This is a genomic window from Actinomadura sp. NPDC000929, from assembly GCF_040492065.1.
In the GTDB taxonomy this organism is placed as follows: domain Bacteria; phylum Actinomycetota; class Actinomycetes; order Streptosporangiales; family Streptosporangiaceae; genus Spirillospora; species Spirillospora verrucosospora.
On record NZ_JBEUPA010000042.1, the window covers coordinates 19,646 to 37,147 of the forward strand.

The 17,502-nt window shown below is 73.6% G+C and carries 17 protein-coding genes; 7 read left to right on the forward strand and 10 right to left on the reverse strand.

The features are described 5' to 3' along the window. Window positions 1-46: 46 nt before the first annotated feature. Genes ABWI04_RS17520 through ABWI04_RS17545 form a run of 6 tightly spaced genes read right to left on the reverse strand, consistent with a single transcriptional unit; the run spans window position 47 to window position 5,986 of the window. Complete coding sequence (locus ABWI04_RS17520; protein ID WP_353833057.1) at window positions 47-1,627, reverse strand: SpoIIE family protein phosphatase; 1,581 nt, start codon at window positions 1,625-1,627, stop codon at window positions 47-49. Continuing rightward, the gene (locus tag ABWI04_RS17525; RefSeq protein WP_345179449.1) at window positions 1,624-3,348 is read right to left on the reverse strand and encodes a sensor histidine kinase; all 1,725 of its coding nucleotides are present in this window, start codon (window positions 3,346-3,348) and stop codon (window positions 1,624-1,626) included. The genes ABWI04_RS17520 and ABWI04_RS17525 overlap by 4 nt, the downstream gene beginning before the upstream one ends. A gap of 4 nt (window positions 3,349-3,352) precedes the next feature. Continuing rightward, the gene (locus ABWI04_RS17530) at window positions 3,353-4,408 is read right to left on the reverse strand and encodes an ATP-binding protein (RefSeq protein WP_353833058.1); all 1,056 of its coding nucleotides are present in this window, start codon (window positions 4,406-4,408) and stop codon (window positions 3,353-3,355) included. Then, a complete protein-coding gene (locus ABWI04_RS17535; RefSeq protein WP_345179452.1) occupies window positions 4,396-4,806 on the reverse strand; it encodes an anti-sigma regulatory factor in 411 nt (136 codons plus the stop codon). The genes ABWI04_RS17530 and ABWI04_RS17535 overlap by 13 nt, the downstream gene beginning before the upstream one ends. Then, the gene (locus ABWI04_RS17540; protein WP_345179454.1) at window positions 4,803-5,189 is read right to left on the reverse strand and encodes an STAS domain-containing protein; all 387 of its coding nucleotides are present in this window, start codon (window positions 5,187-5,189) and stop codon (window positions 4,803-4,805) included. Before ABWI04_RS17540 ends, ABWI04_RS17535 begins: the two co-directional genes overlap by 4 nt. Further along, on the reverse strand, window positions 5,189-5,986 hold the full coding sequence (locus ABWI04_RS17545) for an STAS domain-containing protein (RefSeq protein WP_345179456.1): 798 nt from the start codon (window positions 5,984-5,986) through the stop codon (window positions 5,189-5,191). The genes ABWI04_RS17540 and ABWI04_RS17545 overlap by 1 nt, the downstream gene beginning before the upstream one ends. Before the next feature lie 376 nt (window positions 5,987-6,362). Between ABWI04_RS17545 and ABWI04_RS17550 the strand changes: the two genes are divergently transcribed. The 3 genes from ABWI04_RS17550 to ABWI04_RS17560 are packed head-to-tail and all read left to right on the forward strand — an operon-like array spanning window position 6,363 to window position 9,083. After that, a complete protein-coding gene (locus ABWI04_RS17550; protein WP_345179459.1) occupies window positions 6,363-7,004 on the forward strand; it encodes a DUF1989 domain-containing protein in 642 nt (213 codons plus the stop codon). Between the two features lie 47 nt (window positions 7,005-7,051). Continuing rightward, window positions 7,052-8,182 (forward strand): NADH:flavin oxidoreductase, encoded by a 1,131-nt coding sequence (locus ABWI04_RS17555; RefSeq protein WP_345179460.1) that lies wholly within the window; start codon window positions 7,052-7,054, stop codon window positions 8,180-8,182. Window positions 8,183-8,216: 34 nt separating this feature from the next. Continuing rightward, window positions 8,217-9,083 (forward strand): polysaccharide deacetylase family protein, encoded by an 867-nt coding sequence (locus ABWI04_RS17560; protein ID WP_353833059.1) that lies wholly within the window; start codon window positions 8,217-8,219, stop codon window positions 9,081-9,083. Window positions 9,084-9,097: 14 nt separating this feature from the next. Here ABWI04_RS17560 and ABWI04_RS17565 read toward each other — a convergent pair whose 3' ends face one another. Continuing rightward, entirely contained in the window at window positions 9,098-10,654 is a 1,557-nt protein-coding gene (locus ABWI04_RS17565; RefSeq protein ID WP_353833060.1) for a PucR family transcriptional regulator, read from the reverse strand. Between the two features lie 156 nt (window positions 10,655-10,810). On the opposite strand from ABWI04_RS17565, the gene ABWI04_RS17570 reads away from it, so the two are divergent. Together ABWI04_RS17570 and ABWI04_RS17575 are read left to right on the forward strand one after the other, a co-directional pair. Further along, window positions 10,811-12,193, forward strand: coding sequence for a cytosine permease (locus ABWI04_RS17570; RefSeq protein WP_345179465.1), 1,383 nt, complete (start codon window positions 10,811-10,813; stop codon window positions 12,191-12,193). Between the two features lie 383 nt (window positions 12,194-12,576). Next, window positions 12,577-13,023, forward strand: a complete 447-nt coding sequence (locus ABWI04_RS17575; protein ID WP_353833061.1) for a hypothetical protein — start codon at window positions 12,577-12,579, stop codon at window positions 13,021-13,023. A gap of 42 nt (window positions 13,024-13,065) precedes the next feature. On the opposite strand, the gene ABWI04_RS17580 is transcribed toward ABWI04_RS17575, so the two are convergent. Next, the gene (locus tag ABWI04_RS17580; protein WP_353833062.1) at window positions 13,066-14,610 is read right to left on the reverse strand and encodes an AMP-binding protein; all 1,545 of its coding nucleotides are present in this window, start codon (window positions 14,608-14,610) and stop codon (window positions 13,066-13,068) included. A gap of 38 nt (window positions 14,611-14,648) precedes the next feature. Between ABWI04_RS17580 and ABWI04_RS17585 the strand changes: the two genes are divergently transcribed. Next, entirely contained in the window at window positions 14,649-14,810 is a 162-nt protein-coding gene (locus ABWI04_RS17585) for a hypothetical protein (protein WP_345179471.1), read from the forward strand. A gap of 61 nt (window positions 14,811-14,871) precedes the next feature. On the opposite strand, the gene ABWI04_RS17590 is transcribed toward ABWI04_RS17585, so the two are convergent. Beyond that, complete coding sequence (locus ABWI04_RS17590; RefSeq protein WP_353833063.1) at window positions 14,872-15,798, reverse strand: NAD-dependent epimerase/dehydratase family protein; 927 nt, start codon at window positions 15,796-15,798, stop codon at window positions 14,872-14,874. 152 nt (window positions 15,799-15,950) lie between these two features. Between ABWI04_RS17590 and ABWI04_RS17595 the strand changes: the two genes are divergently transcribed. Further along, a complete protein-coding gene (locus tag ABWI04_RS17595) occupies window positions 15,951-16,487 on the forward strand; it encodes a cysteine hydrolase family protein (RefSeq protein ID WP_353833064.1) in 537 nt (178 codons plus the stop codon). A gap of 52 nt (window positions 16,488-16,539) precedes the next feature. Here ABWI04_RS17595 and ABWI04_RS17600 read toward each other — a convergent pair whose 3' ends face one another. Further along, the gene (locus ABWI04_RS17600) at window positions 16,540-17,265 is read right to left on the reverse strand and encodes a hypothetical protein (RefSeq protein ID WP_345179478.1); all 726 of its coding nucleotides are present in this window, start codon (window positions 17,263-17,265) and stop codon (window positions 16,540-16,542) included. Between the last annotated feature and the right edge of the window lie 237 nt (window positions 17,266-17,502).

A 17,502-nucleotide genomic window follows, 5' to 3' on the forward strand; every position in this document is an offset into this window, starting at 1 on the left:
GTTTCACGGGGACGGTGACTCCCGGCGATTCCTCGGCGCCTCTGACTCAGGCGTCGCGGCGCAGGACGATGAGGGCGACGTCGTCCTCGCGGTGGCCGAACTCGGTGATGATGCGGTCGCTGTAGGCCTCCAGGTCGTCGTCCACGTCGGTGGCGAGGACCCGGAGGCGTTCGAGGTTGGCGGCCAGGGAGACCGTGCGGTCCTCGACCAGCCCGTCGGTGATGAGCACGACGGTGCCGCCCGGCGGGACGGTCGTCTCCTCGAGGCCGAGACGCTCGGCGGGGAAGCCGAGCAGGAGGCCGCCCCGGCCGCCGTACTCGGCCTGCCCCCCGGCGATGTGGAGGGGCGGCAGGTGGCCCGCGTTGGCGACCTGGAGCCGTCCCGTGCGCGGGTCCAGCGACATCAGGCACATCGTGGCGGTCTGGTCGTCGTGGTAGCGCTGCATCACGGTGTTGAGCAGCCTGAGGATCTCGGTGATGCCATGGCCCTCCGCGGCGAACGCGCGCATCGCGTGCCGGAGCTCCGCCATGACGGTGGCCGCGTGCAGGGAGTGCCCCTGCACGTCGCCGATGGCCACCAGGACGTCCTCGCCGCGGTCGATGACCTCGTAGAAGTCGCCGCCCACCTCGGCCTGGTCGCTGGCCGGCTCGTAGCGGACGCTGAACGCCCAGCCGGGCATGGCGGGGTGGACGGCGGGCAGCAGGCTGCGCTGGAGCGTCAGGGAGATCATGTGCTCCTCGGTGTAGGAGCGCAGCGCCTCCATCGCCAGCGCCACCGCCTGGCCCAGCTGGCGCAGGAGGTGGGTGGCGTCCTCGTCGGAGGCGCCGCCGGCCTCGATCGCCACCCCGATCGCGGGGCGGCCGGGCTTGGCCCGCGAGGTCACCAGCAGGACCTCGCCCTTCGGCTCGCTGTCGGGCAGCAGCTCGCGCCAGCGCGCCACCGGCACGGCCGCGATGCGGGTGCCGGTGTCGTCGCCGAGGCCGGTCGCCGCGGCGAGCCGCGCGGGCACGTCGGGAGGGCAGGGCCGGTTCCACGGCTCGCCGCCCAGATTGGCCGTCCTCCTCACGTGGCCGTCCGGGGGGAGGATGTACACCGCCGCGGGGGACGAGAAGATGTCGAACGCGCCGCGCGCCGCCACCGCCGCGAGCCCGTCGAAGGTCGTGGCGGCGTTGATGGCCAGCGAGGTGCTGGTGAACGCCGCCATCCGCTCGGCGATCCGCTCGGCGCGGCGCCGGGCCTGGTAGTAGCGCAGGACCGCCTCGGCGGTGGCGATGAACTCGCCCGGGTCGATGGGGTCGGTCATGTAGGCGTCGGCGCCGCGCCGCAGCCCGTGGGTGCGGTCGGTGGCCTCGACGGCCGTCGCGGAGATGTGCACGACGGGCAGCGACGCCGTCGCGGGGGCGGCCTTGATCTGCTCGCAGACCTCCATGCCGTTCGCGTCCGGCAACTGGACGTCGAGGACGACCAGGTCGATCTGGTGCTCGGCGAGCCGTTCCCAGCACTGGGCGGCGGTGGCGGCCTCCACGACGATGTGCCCGGCGCGGCGCAGCCAGCTGCCGATGATGTAGCGCTTGGTCTCGTTGTCGTCGACGACCAGGGTGGTCGCGGTGGGGATCACGTCGGTCATGGCGTCCGCGCCGTTCGCCGGGCCCGGGCCCGCGCCACCGCGTCGGCGAGCATGACCGGGGCGAGCTGGGCCTGGTCGAGGACGGCGTCGACGCGCTCGGGCCGCGTCCCGTCCGAGGCGGCCGCGTCCGACGGGGCGATCTGCACGACGGCGGTCCCGGCGGGCGGCCCGCCGGGCCCGCCGACCGCGTCGGCGGCGGAGATGCCGGGACCGAGCAGGATCAGCTCGGGCGGGTCGGAGGAGGCCGCCAGGTCCTGGACGGTCTCCGGGTCGCCGGCCTCGCTGACGCGCTCGGCGGCGTCGCCGATCATGTCCCGCAGCAGCCGGCGCGCGGCGCCGTCCCCGTCGGCGACCAGCACGTGCGCGAGGCGGAGCTCGGCCAGGCCAAGGTATGGAGGAAGGCGCAGCGTCACCGTCGTGCCCGCGCCGACCTCGCTCTCCAGCGTCAGATCGCCGCCGAGGGCGTGGGCGAGACGGCGGGAGTAGGTCAGGCCGAGCCCCGTTCCCCCCGGCTTGCCGCCCGGTACCTGGTAGAACTCCTCGAAGACGCGTTCCTGCTCGCCGGGCGGGATGCCCATCCCGGTGTCGGCGACGACGAACTCCAGGTGGCCGGGTGCGCGCCGGGTCGTCAGGCGCACCTCGCCCTCGTCGGTGAACTTCAGCCCGTTGGCCACCAGGTTGCGCAGGATCCGGGTCAGCATCACCTCGTCGGTGACCAGGGTGAGGGCCCCCGCCTCGGCGGCGTCCACCTGGAGCCGCACTCCCGACTGCTCGGCCATGGGCGTCATCAGGTCCGCCAGCTGCCGCAGCATCAAGGAGACCTCGACGAGGGTGCGGCGCGGCGCGAGCCGCCCCTGTTCGGCCTTGGCCATGTCCAGCAGCTCGTTCACCAGGGAGAGCAGGGTCTCGCTGGCGCCGGCGATCAGCGAGACCTGGTGCCGCTGCTCCTCGGTGAGGGGTTCGGCCGCGGGGTCGAGGAGCAGCCGGGCGAGCCCGATGACGCCGTTGACGGGCGTGCGCAGCTCGTGGCTGATGTTGGCCCAGAAGCGGTTCTTGGCCTCGCCCGCCTCGCGGAGTTGGTCGGACTTCTCCTCCAGCTCGGCGTACAGCGCGACCACTCCCCGGTTGGTCTCCTCCAGCTCGGTGGAGAGTTCGTTGTAGAGGGCCATCACGCCCTGGTTGGTCTCCTCCAGCTCGGTGTTGAGCGCGCGGAGCTCCTCGCTCTGCCGCCGGACGTCCTCCAGCGCCTCGACCAGCTCGGCGTTCTGGGTCCGCAGCTCCTCCAGCGCGGTGGCGGGCTGCAGGCGCGCCAGCCGGGCGCGCAGGTCGGCCAGCGTCGCTCCCGCCACCGCGACGGCGTCGGCGGGCAGGTCCTTGGCGAGGCGGACGGTCCGCTTCGCCTCCAGCCCCGTCTCCTCCACCAGGTCCATGAGGCGCGCGGCGGCGGCGTCGCCCTCCATGGGACGGCGGTCGCCGCGCGCGGGCGCGTACTCCAGGTCGATCAGCAGCCGCGGCACGGGACGCACGTCGAGGCAGAAGACCACCGCGACGCTGCCCGAGTGGGCCACCAGCTCCCGGCCGACCTCGCTGAGCGCGGTGGCGACCCGCACCTGGTCCTGGACGTCCAGCCGGACCGCCGCGGCGACCTGCCGGCCGGCCTGGCGGAGGGCGAAGACCCCCTCGTCGTCGGCCACCCGCAGGCGCAGCAGTTCCTCCGGCATCGGCTCACCTCCGTCCGGCGGTGGTCACGGCCAGCACGCAGCGGTCGTCGTGCCGCACCCCGGCGGAGCGCAGCAGGTCCGCGGCGATGAGCAGCGGCTCGCGGGAGGGCCCGGGACGGCCGGCGGGGCCCCACTTGTCGGTCAGCCCGTCGGAGTGCAGCACCACGGCGGCGCCCTCCGGCAGCTCGTAGGCGTGCTCGCGCAGCGTCCGGGTCTTCGCGCCGGCGATGCCCGGCACCGAGATCATGCCCTGCCGGCGGTCGGGACCGACGATCCATCCGGCGACGTTGCCCAGGCCGGCGAACCGCACCGCGCCCGCCGCCGGGTCCACGGCCGCCACCGCGACCGCGCCGCCCCGGGTCGCCCCGAGGCGCTGGTGCACCTGGCGCAGCAGGTCGAGGGGGCGCGCCGGCAGCACGGCCTCGCGCATCGCCGTGACGGCCTCCCGGCCGGCCCGCGCCGCCATCGGCCCGTGCCCGAGGCCGTCGCAGACCATCGCGTAGACCGTTCCGCCGTCCAGCCGCGCGGCGTAGGCGTCGCCGCACTCCTCTTCCCCGTCGATCGGCCGGGTCAGCCCGGCGAAGGGCGGGCCCGGCGCCGGGCCGGCCTCCCTGTCGGCGGACCGCGTGAACCCGGCGTACAGGACGGTGCCGGCACCCGGGAGCGAATGCATTCCGGTGCGGTCGGCGAGCCGCTCGATCGACCCGAGCCCCAGGCCGAGCGTGCCGGACGTGGAGTGCCCGTCCAGGCGGGACGCGCGGACATCGGTGATGCCGGGGCCCCGGTCCAGGCACACGAGCTCCAGCGAGGCCTCCTCACCCGTCCGGACGATCCGTACGAGCATCTCGCCCTGCACGGCGTGCTTGGCGAGGTTGGTGGCCGCCTCGGTCACCGCGAGCTGGATCTGCCCGAGGCGCTCCCCCGCGAAGCCGAGCCTCCCGGCCAGGCGGGCGGCGTGGCGCCGGGCGCCGGCCGCCGCGCTGGGCTCCTCGGCCCGCAGCCATACCGCGTCACCGGGCGGCGGGCTGGTCATCCATCCGGTGCCGGTCAGCGGATCCACTTGGTCACCGTCACCGTGGTGCCCCTCCCGACCTCGGTCTCCAGCTCGAACTCGTCCGCGAGGCGCCGCGCGCCCGGCAGGCCCAGGCCGAGGCCGCCCCCGCTCGTCCACCCTTCGGTCAGCGCCTGCGCCACGTCGGGGATCCCGCCGCCCGAGTCGGTGAACACCAGCCGCACCCCGGCGCGTCCCCGCGCGTTGACGACGGACTCCACGCGCGCGGAGCCGCCTCCGCCGTGCACGAAGGTGTTGCGGGCCAGCTCGCTGGCCGCTGTGACGATCTTGGTCTGGTCGACCAGCGACATCCCCGCCGACGCCGCCGCGGCCCGCACGAGCTGCCGCACCCGGACCACGTCGTCGTTGGAGGTGATGGGGACGGAGTCACCCGCCGGAGTCGTCACCGAGCGTCCACGGCGCCGGGGGCGATGGCCGGCAGCGGCGCGCCGAGCAGGCGCATGCCCTTCTCCAGGTCCAGGGCGGTGCGGACGCCGCCCAGCGACAGCCCCAGCTCGACCAGGGTGATCGCCACCGCGGGCCGCATGCCCACCACGACCGTCTCGGCGTCCATCAGCCGCGACATCGAGGCGATGGTGGCGAACATCCTGCCGATGAACGAGTCCACGATGTCCACCGCGGTGATGTCGATGATCACACCGCGTGCGCCCGTCCTGACGATCCGGTCGGCCAGATCCTCCTGGAGCGCCAGCACGGTCTGGTCCTGCAGGTCGATCTGGATCGACACCAGCAGGACCTGGCCGATCTTCAGAATCGGCACGCGCTCCATCAGGCCCCCGCCCCGGCGACGACCCGGGTGCCGTTGCGCTCCAGCGCCCATTCCAGGGCGTCGGCCAGGGAGGCCTTGGTCGGGATGTCGCCGAACTCGATCCCGAGCGCCACGATGGTCTGGGCGATCTGCGGGCGGATGCCGGAGATCACGCAGTCGGTGCCCATCAGCCTGGCCGCCATCACGGTCTTCAGCAGGTGCTGGGCCACCTCGGTGTCCACGGCCGGGACGCCGGTGATGTCGATCACCGCGAACTGGGAGCCCGTCTCGACCAGGCGCTCCAGCAGGGTCTCCATCACCACCTGCGTGCGGGCGGAGTCGAGCGTGCCCACCAGCGGGACCCCGAGGATCCCCTCCCACAGCTTCACCACGGGCGTGGACAGTTCGAGCAGCTGCTCGGTCTGGTCGGCGATGACCTGCTCGCGCGCGGCGGCGTAGGTCTCGAAGGTCAGCAGCCCCAGATCGTCGATCTCGGAGGAGAACGCCGCGAACTCGGCGTACGCCGCCACGTCGCCGAGGGCGCCGACCTGCTCCAGGACCGCCTGCTTGATCGAGAACACGCTCACCGCGGTCTCGCTGGGGCTGAATCCCTGCCGGGCGCGGGTGCGGGAGATCTCGGTCAGCGCGGCCCGGAGTTCCGCGGCCGCCTCCCGCTCTCCGCCGGTCGCCTTCTCGATCAACCCGTACAGCTCGGAGAGCTCGGCCCGGAGCTCACTCTCCGTGATCCGGCCGCGCACCCCCGCGACGACCAGGTTGACCCACCGGTTAAGAATGACATCCCGCCGGGAGCGCAACATCTCGGGGAGATGTGCATCGCCTGTTCCCTTGCTCAACTGCCGTGTCCCTCTCTGCCCGCCGCACCTTCATCACGCATGAACGCTGCGGGAAGAGTACCGCCCATATCAGAGAGAAACGGACCAGGCGCCATGATCATTCAGAGCGGGCGGCGGCGTGGCTCCGGCCCGGGCCGCGTCCGGCGAGCGGGCCGTGGACCATGAGGCGACCGACCGGCGGCCCGCTCCGCCGGTTACCGGCCGTGACCGAGGGTGCATGGCCGCCATCGGCCGCGCCCCGTGCGGGCGCGAAGCGGGCACGCCGGAGGGCGGGCCGGGCACTGGCCCGTCCAGGACGGTCGACCATGGATGAAGGTCCACCCGACCTCTACAAGCCTGGATGAAGCTCTATGGCCAGGGCGGTCCGGCCGGTGGTGTGCTGTCCGGCATGGTGACGATGGGACGGACGATGGTGCCCGCCGGAGAAGGCCGGGCGGTGCGGGTGGGCGCCGGGCGGCGGGTGCGCGTGGTGGACGTGGAGGGCGGCCAGGTCGGCGACCTGTTCGCGTTCGCCGCGGACGACCCGCGCGAGCATCTGAGCGCCGCGCACACCCGCAGCGTGACGAGCCGGCTCTTTCCCCAGGTGGGTGAGTCGTTCGTCACTGATCGGCGCAGGCCGATCCTGACCCTGGCGGACGACACCTCCCCCGGCTCGCACGACATGCTGATCGCCGCGTGCGACCCCGCCCGGTACGAGGGGCTCGGAGCGCCGGGGCACGCCTCGTGCGCGCGGAACCTCGAATCGGCGCTGGCGGGGATGGGGCTGTCGACCGCCACCGTCCCGCAGCCGGTCAACGTGTTCATGCGGATCCCGGTGGAGGCGTCCGGACGGCTGCGGTGGCTGGCCGCCGAGAGCCGGGCCGGGGACGCGATCACCTTCGAGGCGGTCATGGACTGCGTCGTCGTCGTGTCGGCGTGCCCGCAGGACCTGGCCGGGATCAACGCCGACGGCCCGACCCCGATGGCGATCGACGTCCTGTGAGACGGACCGGCCCCGACCCGGTCCACGGAACGAGAAGGAGAGCGAAGATGACCGTGAAGATCGCGCATCCGGCGCTGGAGCCGGGACGAGCCGGCGGGCTGCGCACGTCCAACCGCCTGGTGGTGGCGCCGATGACACGCGTCTCGGCCGCGCCGGACGGCACCCCGACCCCCGAGATGGCCGAGTACTACACGGAGTTCGCGCGCGGCGGCTTCGGCCTGGTCATCACTGAGGGGACCTACACCGACACCGTCTACAGCCAGGGCTACCTCAACCAGCCGGGCCTGGTGTCGGAGCGGCACGTGGCCGCTTGGCGAGAGGCCACGGCCGGTGTGCACGAGGCCGGGGGCTCCATCGTGGCCCAGCTGATGCACGCGGGCGCGCTGTCGCAGGGGAACCCCTACCGCGACGACACCGCGGGGCCGTCCGCGGTGGTGCCGCAGGGCGTCAAGATGCCCGAGTACGGCGGGCACGGCCCCTGGACGGCCCCCAAGGAGATGAGCCTGGACGACATCAGGCAGGCCGTGGACGGTTTCGTCGCCTCGGCGGCGAACGCCAAGCGCGCCGGGTTCGACGGGGTGGAGGTCCACGCCGCCAACGGCTACCTGCTGGACCAGTTCCTCACCGACTACACCAACCTGCGCGAGGACTCCTACGGCGGGCCGGTCGCCTCCCGGGTGCGCCTGGCGGCGGAGGTCGTCGCGGCGATCCGCGCGGAGGTGGGGCCGGACTGGAGCGTCGGGGTAAGGGTGTCGCAGACCAAGGTGAACGACTTCCGGTACCGCTGGCCCGGCGGCGCCCACGACGCGGAGGTGATCTTCGCCGCGCTGGCCGAGGCGGGCGCGAGCTACCTGCACGTCGCGAGCGAAGGGCGCAACTGGCTCGAATCCGCGCGGCTGGACCGGGGGCTCACCGTCACCGGCCTGGCCCGCCGGGTGAGCGGCCTGCCGGTGATCGCCAACGGGGGGATGCACGATCCGGACCTGTCGGCGCAGGTCCTGGCGGACGGCCACGCCGACCTGGTCTCGGTGGCCAGGGGCGCGCTGGTGCACCCCGACCTGCCGCGCCGCCTCGCCGAGGGCACGCCGTCCGAGCGGTTCGACCATGCGATGCTGTCGCCGATGGTCACCCTGGACAACGTCCGGCGCTGGCGGCTGGCGGCCGGTGCGGACGCCTGATCCGGCGGCGGAGGGCGAGGAGAGGGGCGGGGACATGGCCGGAAGCTGGCACGGCGGGGCCGCCGCGGTGGTCGCCCTGGGCTTCGACGTGGACGCCGAGACGCCGGTCCTCGCCCAGGGCGGCCGGTACGCCGCGCACGCGAGCACGATGTCCCACCAGGCCTACGGGCCGGACGTGGGGCTCCCCCGGATCCTCGAACTGCTGGACGACCTGGAGGTCCCGGCGACGTTCTTCGTGCCGGGCTGGGTGGCCGAGCGGCGCCCGGGGCTGGCCGCCTCCATCGTCGAGCGCGGGCACGAGGTGGCGCACCACTCCTACTCCCACCGTCCGCCCACGTCGATGTCCCCGGAGGGGGAGCGCGCGGACTTCGAGCGCGCCCTGGAGGTGTTCGCCGGGCAGGGCATCGAGATCACCGGGCACCGGGCGGCGCTGTGGGAGGCGTCCTGGACGACGGCGGAGCTGGTGGCCGAGCACGGGCTGCGCTACGACTCGTCCCTGATGGGCGACGACCGGCCCTACCGGGTGCCCACCGCGGCGGGCGAGATCGTCGAGCTGCCGGTGCACTGGTCGCTGGACGACTGGGAGCAGTACGCCTACCTGCCCGAGCCGCACGTCGGGGCGGTCATCGAGTCGCCGGGCAAGGTGCTGGAGCTGTGGCGGGCGGAGCTGGACGGCATGCGGCACTACCGGTGCCTGTTCAACCTGTGCGTGCACCCGTTCCTGTCCGGGCGGCCGGGCCGGGCGCTGGCGCTGCGCCGGTTCATCGAGTACGCGCGGGAGTGCGGTGACGTCGCGTTCGCCCGCTGCCGGGACGTGGCGGAGGCGGCGCTCGCCGATCCGGACGTCCGGCCGCGTCCCCACCGCCCCCCGCGGGTGGACCCGGACGTCCACCCCCACTGAACGCCCGCGCCGGGTCAGGCCATGTCGGCGGCCCGCAGGGCCAGGAACAGGTCGACGCGGTCGGCGGTGCGGGCGGTGTCGCGGCCGGTCAGCTCGGCGATCTTGGCGAGCCGGTTCCGCAGCGTGTTGACGTGCACCCGCAGGGCGGCGGCGGTGGCCTGCCAGTGCCCGTCGTGGTCCAGGAACGCGCGCAGCGTGGCCTCCAGCTCGCCGCCCCGCCGGGCGTCGTGCTCGCGTATCGGCGCGAGCACGCCGTCCGCCAGGGTGCGCAGGGCGGCCGCGTTCTGCGTCCCGAGCAGGAGCCGGTGGGGGCCGAGCTCGGCGAAGGTCCGGACGGCGGGCCCGGCGCCGCCCCGCCGCAGGGTGCGGCAGACCTCGCGCGACCTGATGAGCGGTTCGCGCAGCCCCGCCGGCCCCCGGGCGGTCCCGCCGAGGCCCACGACGGCGCGGTGGCCGGGGAAGCGCTCCCCCACGGCGGCGGCGAGGCGCTCGGCGAGGGGCGCCGCCTCCCGCTCGCCGTGCCGCCACGACAGGACCGCCACCACGTCCTGCGACCCGGCCGCCACGACGACCGGGACGCCGGCGGAGACGAAGAACTCGCCGACCACCTCCGCGAGTCCGGGCAGGGTGGCCTCCGCGCCCGCGAACGCCGTCGTCCACACCGCGAGCGGCCCCTCCGGGTCGACGCCGAACGCGCGCAGCCGGCCGGGGACCTCGGCGTCGCGGCTGCCCCCCGACAGCACCATCTCCAGCAGCTCGCTGGCGAACCGCAGCTCGATCGCCTGCACGGCCTGCTGCTTGGCGACCTCCAGGCTGAGGAAGCGCGCCGCCTGGTCCAGCGCGTCCTGCTCGGCGCGCGTCAGCTCGCTCACCGGGCGCAGGCAGATCAGCGCCGCGTCGACGTCGCCGACCGCGCCGACCAGGTACAGCGCGGCCCGTCCGGCGGCGCCGAGGTCGAGCTCCAGGGGCGGCGGACGGCGGGTCAGCCCCGTGGCGACCGCGTGGAGCTGGGCGGCGTCCAGCTCCGTCCCCGCCGAGGCCAGCAGGCGGCCCATCCGGTCGACGACCGCGAGCGGCAGCTCGTGGTCGCGGCGCAGCACCCGCAGGACGCCGGACGCGCCCGCACCCCGCGAGATCGCCGTGGCCAGCGCGTCCCCCCGGCGCACCATGCCGACCAGCGCGCCCTGCCGCTCCTCGCTGTAGCGGGTGGCGACGGCCTCGGAGATCGCGGTGAACGGCACCGCCGCCGCGATCTCCAGCAGGGGCACGCCCGCGTCACGGCAGGCGTCGACCAGGTCCTGCGGGGTGGCGGGGCGCTCCGGGCGCAGGCCGAAGACGATGCCGGCCGCCCGGGCCCGCCGGACGTTGGCGACGAACCCGGAGGCCGCGATCCGGTCGTCCCACAGGCCGTTGGTCAGCACCAGCTCGCGCCGCCGCACGTAGCCCGAGGGGTCCGGCAGCTCGGTGTTGTGGACCCAGGCGACCGGCTCCTCCAGGGCCCCTTCAGGGCCCGGAACCAGGACCCTGAGGCCCAGCGACTCGTCTTCCAGCAGGGACGCCAGCGTGAACACCCTGTAAATCTATCCATCCCCTGGGTTCGACGATAGAGGTTTCTCTACTTCTGGACGGGACGGCGCAGTGCTTTGGTGTGCTGTACGTCACGGACGGAGGAACCCATGTCCAGCAACGAATCCGCATACCGAGGCCCGGCCGCCGAACCGGTTCGCTTGGAAGATCAGGTTCGCTTCGACGAACACGGCATCGAGCCCATCCCGGCCTCCGCCCGCGACTCCACGCCGTGGCAGCAGTTCTGGATCTGGTGCGGGGCCAACATCGCGCCGATCAACTGGGTGCTCGGCGCGCTGGGCGTCACGCTCGGCCTGAGCCTGGTGGAGACCCTGGTGGTCGTCACCCTCGGCAACCTGGTGGGCTGCGCGGTCTTCGGGCTGTTCAACGTGATCGGCCACCGCACCGGCGTCAACCAGATGGTCCTCGGGCGCGGGCCGTTCGGCCGGCGCGGCGCCCTCGTCCCCGGCCTGGTGCAGGGGCTGCTGACCATGGGCTGGGTCGGCGTCAACACCTGGGTGGTGCTGGACCTGGTGATCGAGATCCTCGCCCAGGCGGGGGTGCACGGCGGCACAGGGCTGCGCTACCTGGTGGCCGGGCTCATCATGGGCGCCCAGCTCCTCCTGGCCCTCTACGGGTTCTACGCGATCCGCACGTTCGAGAAGTACACCGTCCCGGCCACGGTCCTGGTGATGGTGGTCATGACCGGGCTGGCCCTCGCGCAGGCCGACCTCCACTGGACGGCCTCCACCGCGACCACCGCGGGCGACAAGTTCACCGCCGTGACCCAGCTGCTCACCGCCATCGGCATCGGCTGGGGCATCAGCTGGCTGCCCTACTCCGCCGACTACAGCCGCTTCGTCCGCCCCGCAGCCTCGGACCGGTCGGTGTTCTGGTCCACCGCGCTCGGGATGTACGTCCCCACCGTGTGGCTGGCCGCACTCGGCGCCTGCCTCGCCAGCGCGGGCGACGGGGGCGACCCCTCCAGCCTCGTGACGGGCGCGTTCGGGGTGATGGCCGTGCCCGTCCTGCTGCTGATCATGCACGGGCCCGTGGCGACCAACATCCTGAACCTGTACTCGTGCTCGCTCGCCGCGCTGTCGGTCGGCATCCGGGTCGCCCGGTGGAAGGTGACGCTGGTGGCCGGGACGGTGGCGTCCCTGGTGCTGGTGGTGTTCGTGCACGCCGACAGCTTCGCCCAGGCGTTCGACCACTGGATGGCGTCCATCCTGGTGTGGATCAGCCCGTGGGCGGCGATCGTCCTGGTGGACTTCTTCGTCCTGCGGCGCGGCCGGATCGACGTGTCCGCCCTCTACCGGGACGGCGGCGCGAACGTCCGGGCCCTGGTCAGCCTGGCGCTCGGGCTGCTGGCGGCATGGGCGTGGCAGTTCGGCACGGTGCCCGCCCTGCAGGGCCCGATCGCGCGGACGCTGGGGAACACCGACTTCTCGTGGCTCTCGGGCGCCCTGGTCGCGGGCGGGCTGCACTACGCCCTGGCGCGCCGAGCCCACCGGAAGGCCGCACCGATCGGGACGGCCGCCTGACGGGAGTTCCGCGCCCTCCACGGTGAGCCGCCGACGCCACGGCGCCGGCGGCTCACCGTGCGCGTCCGCCCGGATGCGGACCGCCGAGCTCGACGCATCCTCAACGGGCCAACCATGTCTCCTGCACGACAGGTCGGCGCATGGCGGCCCCCCTCCACTGGGAATGATGCAGGCGCCCTCGCTCGTCGAATTTTCGCTCGCCCGACCCTGAAATCGAACATATGATCGAGTGAGTGAGACGCGCAGGGACCGGCCCGGGGCGCCCGCCGGGCCGGTCGGACCTTCGACGTAAGGCGGACATGCCGATGGCCTTCTCCTCCGAGGTGCTCCCAGCCGCCGTCCAAGCGATCAGCAGCGCCCCCTCCCGCCAGCACCCCGTCGTTATGATCACTTGCGCCCCGGACGGGCGGCCCCGGGTCTGCGTGCCCGACTGGGGAGAGCTCCGCGTCCTCGACGACCGGCGCCTGCGCGTGGCGGTCTGGCCGTCCGACCCCACCGCGGCCGACCTGGACCGCGGCACGCCCGTCCTGTTGATCGTCACCGCCCTGTCCGAGGTCTACCTGGTCCACGCCACGCCCGGCCGCCTGGAGAACGCCGCCATGGTGTGGGCCCACTACGAGCTCACGATCACCTCGGCGCGCCTCGCCGACCGGGGCACCGCGCCGCCCCTCCCCCGGGACGCCGAGGACGCCACGGAGTACCTGACCCAACGCCCCCCGAGGCGGGCCAGAACCCACCACCGCCACCCCGGCCAGCGCTCTCCCTGGGCCCGCCCGCCGGAACCCGAGGGAAAGGCAGACCACCGCCACACCGAACGCGCCCACCCCTGACCGGACGAGAGCCGGCGGCCGCGGCACCCGACCGCGGCCGGATCAGGTGAGGTTGGAGGGGCGGGATTCCCAGTAGGGGGCGCGGAGTTGGCGTTTCAGGGTCTTGCCTGAGGGGTTGCGGGGGATCTCCGCGAGCCGGTCGAAGCCTCTGGGGGTCTTGTAGGCGGCCAGGTGCTCCCGGCAGAAGTCGCGGAGCTCGTCGTCCGTGGCGACGGCGTCCGGTGCCGGGACGATGGCGGCGTGGACGGACTCGCCCCATTCGTCGGACGGGACGCCGAACACGGCCGCGTCGGCCACCGCCGGGTGGGCGGTGAGGACGGCCTCGATCTCGGCCGGGTAGATGTTCATCCCGCCCGAGATGATCATGTCGGTGCGGCGGTCGCAGATGTAGTAGAAGCCCTCCTCGTCGCGGTAGGCGATGTCGCCGACGGTCAGCCAGTCGCCGCGGCCGGCGTCCCGGAACTTGCCCTCCGCCTTGTAGTAGGCGTTGAAGGTGCCGGCGCCGCGCACGTAGAGGTCGCCGGGGACGCGCGGCTCCTCGACGGGGCGGCCGTCCTCGCCGAAGAGCGCGATCTCCACGCCGGGCGCGGCGCGGCCGCAGCTTCCGGGCTTGCGCATCTGGTCCTCGGGGCGCAGGACGGTGTCGACGCCGAGCTCGGTGGAGCCGTACACCTCGAACAGGGAGCCGTCGCCGATGCGGTCGACGTACCGGCGCTTGAGCTCGAACGGCCACGGGGCGGCGTTGGCGATGACCCGCCGCAGCGAGGAGAGGTCCCTGCGACGGATCGCCTCCTCCGGCAGGTCCACCACGCGGCGGATCGGGGTCGGCGCGGAGAACGTGGTGGTCACCCGGTGCCGCTCGACGAGGTCCAGCCAGCGTTCGGGGTCGAAGTCGCGCATCACGACCACGGTCCCGCCCATGAGCTGGACGATCAGCATGAAGCTCATCGGGCCCGAGTGGTAGAGCGGGCCGGTGGTGAGGTAGACGTCGCCGGGCTCGAAGCCGATCTCGCCGACCAGCCCGAGGACCAGGGCCGGGTCGGGCTCGCCCCGCACGACGCCCTTCGGCTTGCCGGTCGTCCCGGAGGTGTAGAACATCGAGGTGCCGGCCGCGGGGTCGGCGCCGCGGGCGACGGGCTCGGTTCCCGGGCTCCGGTCGGCCAGGGCGTCGAGCGAGGACGCCCAGTCCGGCGGCGCGGAGCCCCAGGCGAGCCAGGCGCGGACGCCGGCCGCCAGGCCGCGGGCCGCTTCGAGCTGGGGGGCCTGCTCGGCGTCGAACACCACCAGCGCGGCGTCGGCGTTCTCGACGACGTAGGCCGTCTCCTCCGGTGTGAGGCGGTAGTTGAGCGGGACGCCGACGGCGCCGCACTTGCGCAGGGCCGAGATCAGCGCGACGACCTCGGTGCTGTTGCGGCCGCACCACACGACCTTGGTCCCGGCCCGGACGCCGTGCTCGACCAGCAGGTTGGCGTACCGGTTCACGAGGGTGTTGAACTCCGGGTAGGTCAGGCGCCGCTCGCCCTCGACGACCGCGATCTTCGAGGGGGCGGCGGCGGCCGTCGCCGCCAGCGGGTCTTCGGCGGGCATGGTGATCGACCTCCTGCGGGGGGGGTTCACATGGGCCGGTGCGCCAGGGCGCGCTCCAGCCGCTCCTGGGCGCGGGCCGCCTGCCGGGCGCGGTAGGCGATCGGCATGTACCGGACGGCGCGGGCTCGCCGCGGCGCTCCCGCCCGTCCGGCGGGCTCGCGGGCGTCCCCTCGGTCACCGTCATCGGCGCGACCTCCTGACGAAACGACTCCTGTAAGCTAAACCCGAATAAGGAGTCGCTTACAAGTCGCGCCCCCGCCGCTAGGCGCCGACCGCGGCGCGGAACCCCTCCCGCCAGCTCGCGTACCGCGGCTCCCAGCCGAGCTCCTTCTTCGCCTTCTCGTTCGAGACGCCCCGCGCGCTGGTCATCTGGGCCACGACGAACTCTCCGGCGAGCAGCCGCCCGAGCCACGCGGGCACCCGCAGCGGCGGCTTCGCGCCCGCCACCTCGGCGAGGTGGGGCAGCCACTCCGCGACGGGCGCCGGGTCGTCGTCGGCGACGTTGTACGCGCCCGGCTCGCCGCGTTCGATCGCCGCGAGCGTCGCGGACGCGGCGTCGGCGCAGTCGATGAACGACCAGACCCCGGCCCCGCCGCCGACCACCGGCATCTGCCGCTTCCGCACGAGCTCCACCATGGAGTCCGAAGCGCCCGGCCCGTAGAAGGTGCCGTAGCGCAGCACGATCCCCTCCGGCGCCTTGAGCCGCACGGTCTCGTCCACGTACCTGATCGCCGCCACCGTCCGCTCGGCCGACGGGACCGGCCGCGTCTCGACCGGGTCGTCCTCGGTCTTCACCGGGCCACCGGAATGCCCGTAGAGGAAGTTGTGGCCCTGCGCGACGACCCGGCGGACGCCCGCGGCGTCCGCGGCCTCCAGCAGGTTGCCGGTGCCCCGCGTCCGCAGCTCGTTGGTCGCGGCGAACACCCGGTCGACCCTGCGCAGGCTCCGCATGTCCGCCAGCGCCGTCATCTGGTGGACGATCACGTCCGGCGCCGCGGCCCGCACCGCCGCGACCACGGCGTCGCGGTCCAGGCCGTCCAGGACCACCGGCTCGGCGCCCGTCCCGCGCAGGACCGCCGCCCGGGCGGGCGACCTCGTGGCGGCCGTGACCTGGTGGCCCGCCGCGATCAGCCCGGGGACGAGGTGGCGCCCCAGCGCTCCCGTCGCTCCGGTGACGAAGACTCGCATCCTCTTCTTCCTTCCCTGGAATGCCTCTCCCCTCAAGACGCCCCTCCCTCCGGGTCTGTGACATACCGGCACCGCCTTTCCGCGACGGGCCTGGGAGAACGCCGCGGGCGGCGGTCATGGTTGCGATCCTCCCCGCCGGGCAGGGCACGTCCGTGAGCACGAGCGCACTGATCGTCATCGACATGCTGAACCCGTACGAGCACGAGGACGCGGACGCGTTGATCGAGAGCGTGCAGGAGATGGTCGGCCCGCTGCGGCGCCTGCTGGACGACGCCAGGCGGCGCGACGACGTGCGCGTCCTGTACGTCAACGACAACTACGGCGACTTCTCGGCCGACCGGAGGGACCTCGTCGACCGCGCGTTGAAGGGGCGGCGGCCCGACCTGGTCGAGCCCGTCGTCCCGGAGCCCGGCTGCGGGTTCATGTCCAAGGTCAGGCACAGCGCCTTCTACGGGACCGCGCTGGAGTACCTGCTGTCCCGCGAGAAGGTGGAGCAGGTCGTCCTCACCGGCCAGGTCACCGAGCAGTGCGTCCTCTACAGCGCGCTGGACGCCTACGTCCGGCATTTCCAGCTCCGGGTGGTCCGGGACGCGGTGGCGCACATCGACGCCGGGCTCGGCGACGCCGCGCTGCGCATGATGGAGTCGAACATGCGCGCCGAGATCGTCACCGCCGACCGCTGCTTCTGAAAGCGGAGAACGCCCCGCCGGACGGGCGGGGCGTTCTCGTTTTCCGGACCGGTCAGCGCACGTCGACGAAGTCGTCGGCGGACTTCTGGCGGTCGAAGTTGCTCGTGCCGGGGAAGTAGGCGCGCCAGTAGCCGTCCTGCTTGGCCGTGAACGCCTTCTGGAACCGGCCGTCGCGGGCGGTCTTGGCCGATCCCATGTACGTCCAGGACGCGGAGCCCTGGGGACGGAAGTAGACGCGGATCGTCTTGCCCGGGTACACGGTGTATCCGGTGGCGAAGTCGTTGAGCCGCTTCAGGCGGCCGGACACGGCGATCGGGCGGCCCGCGCGCACGGGCTCGGGCGCGGCGTTGTAGCTCTGGATCGCCGTGTCGAACTTCTCGTACCAGTAGTCCTCGCGGCTTCCCAGTGCCTTGCCGCTCGCGTTGTAGGCGACGACCCGGACGCGCCAGCGTCCGAGGTCCTCCACGTGGCCGGGGCAGCCGACGGACCAGCCGACCTGGTCCTTGGCCAGGACCCGCTTGTAGACGCGGCCCGCGGGGATCCGCCCGTCGGGGTCGATCAGATAGGCCCTGGAGTAGGCGACCGAGGGACCCTGGGTGCCCCACACCCACACGTCCATGGCGCAGGACGCGTTGTAGTCGCCCTTGCCGACGGAGAGGCGCTTCGGCACCTCGACGCGGAACTGGAGCGACTCGGCTTCGGCGGCGGTCGCGCCGCCGGCGAGCACACCGGCGGCGACGGCCAGCGCGGCGGCGGCGGAAACGGTTCTGGGGGGCATCGACGCACCGTTCTGTCAGGGTTCGAGATTCGACGATCATGCCAGCGCCCTCCGCCGCCCACCAGCGGATCCGCGGGGGCGCGCGGCCGGACGGACTTTCCGGGGTCCGACCGGCCGGTTCGGTCCGGGAGCAGGGGTGGTCGGACGGGCGTCCGGGCGGGCCGCGATCGGTGTGCGCCAGGGTCTTGCGGGGCGGCGGGCGGGTGGTTACGGTGCATTCGAGTTTTATAGGAAAGT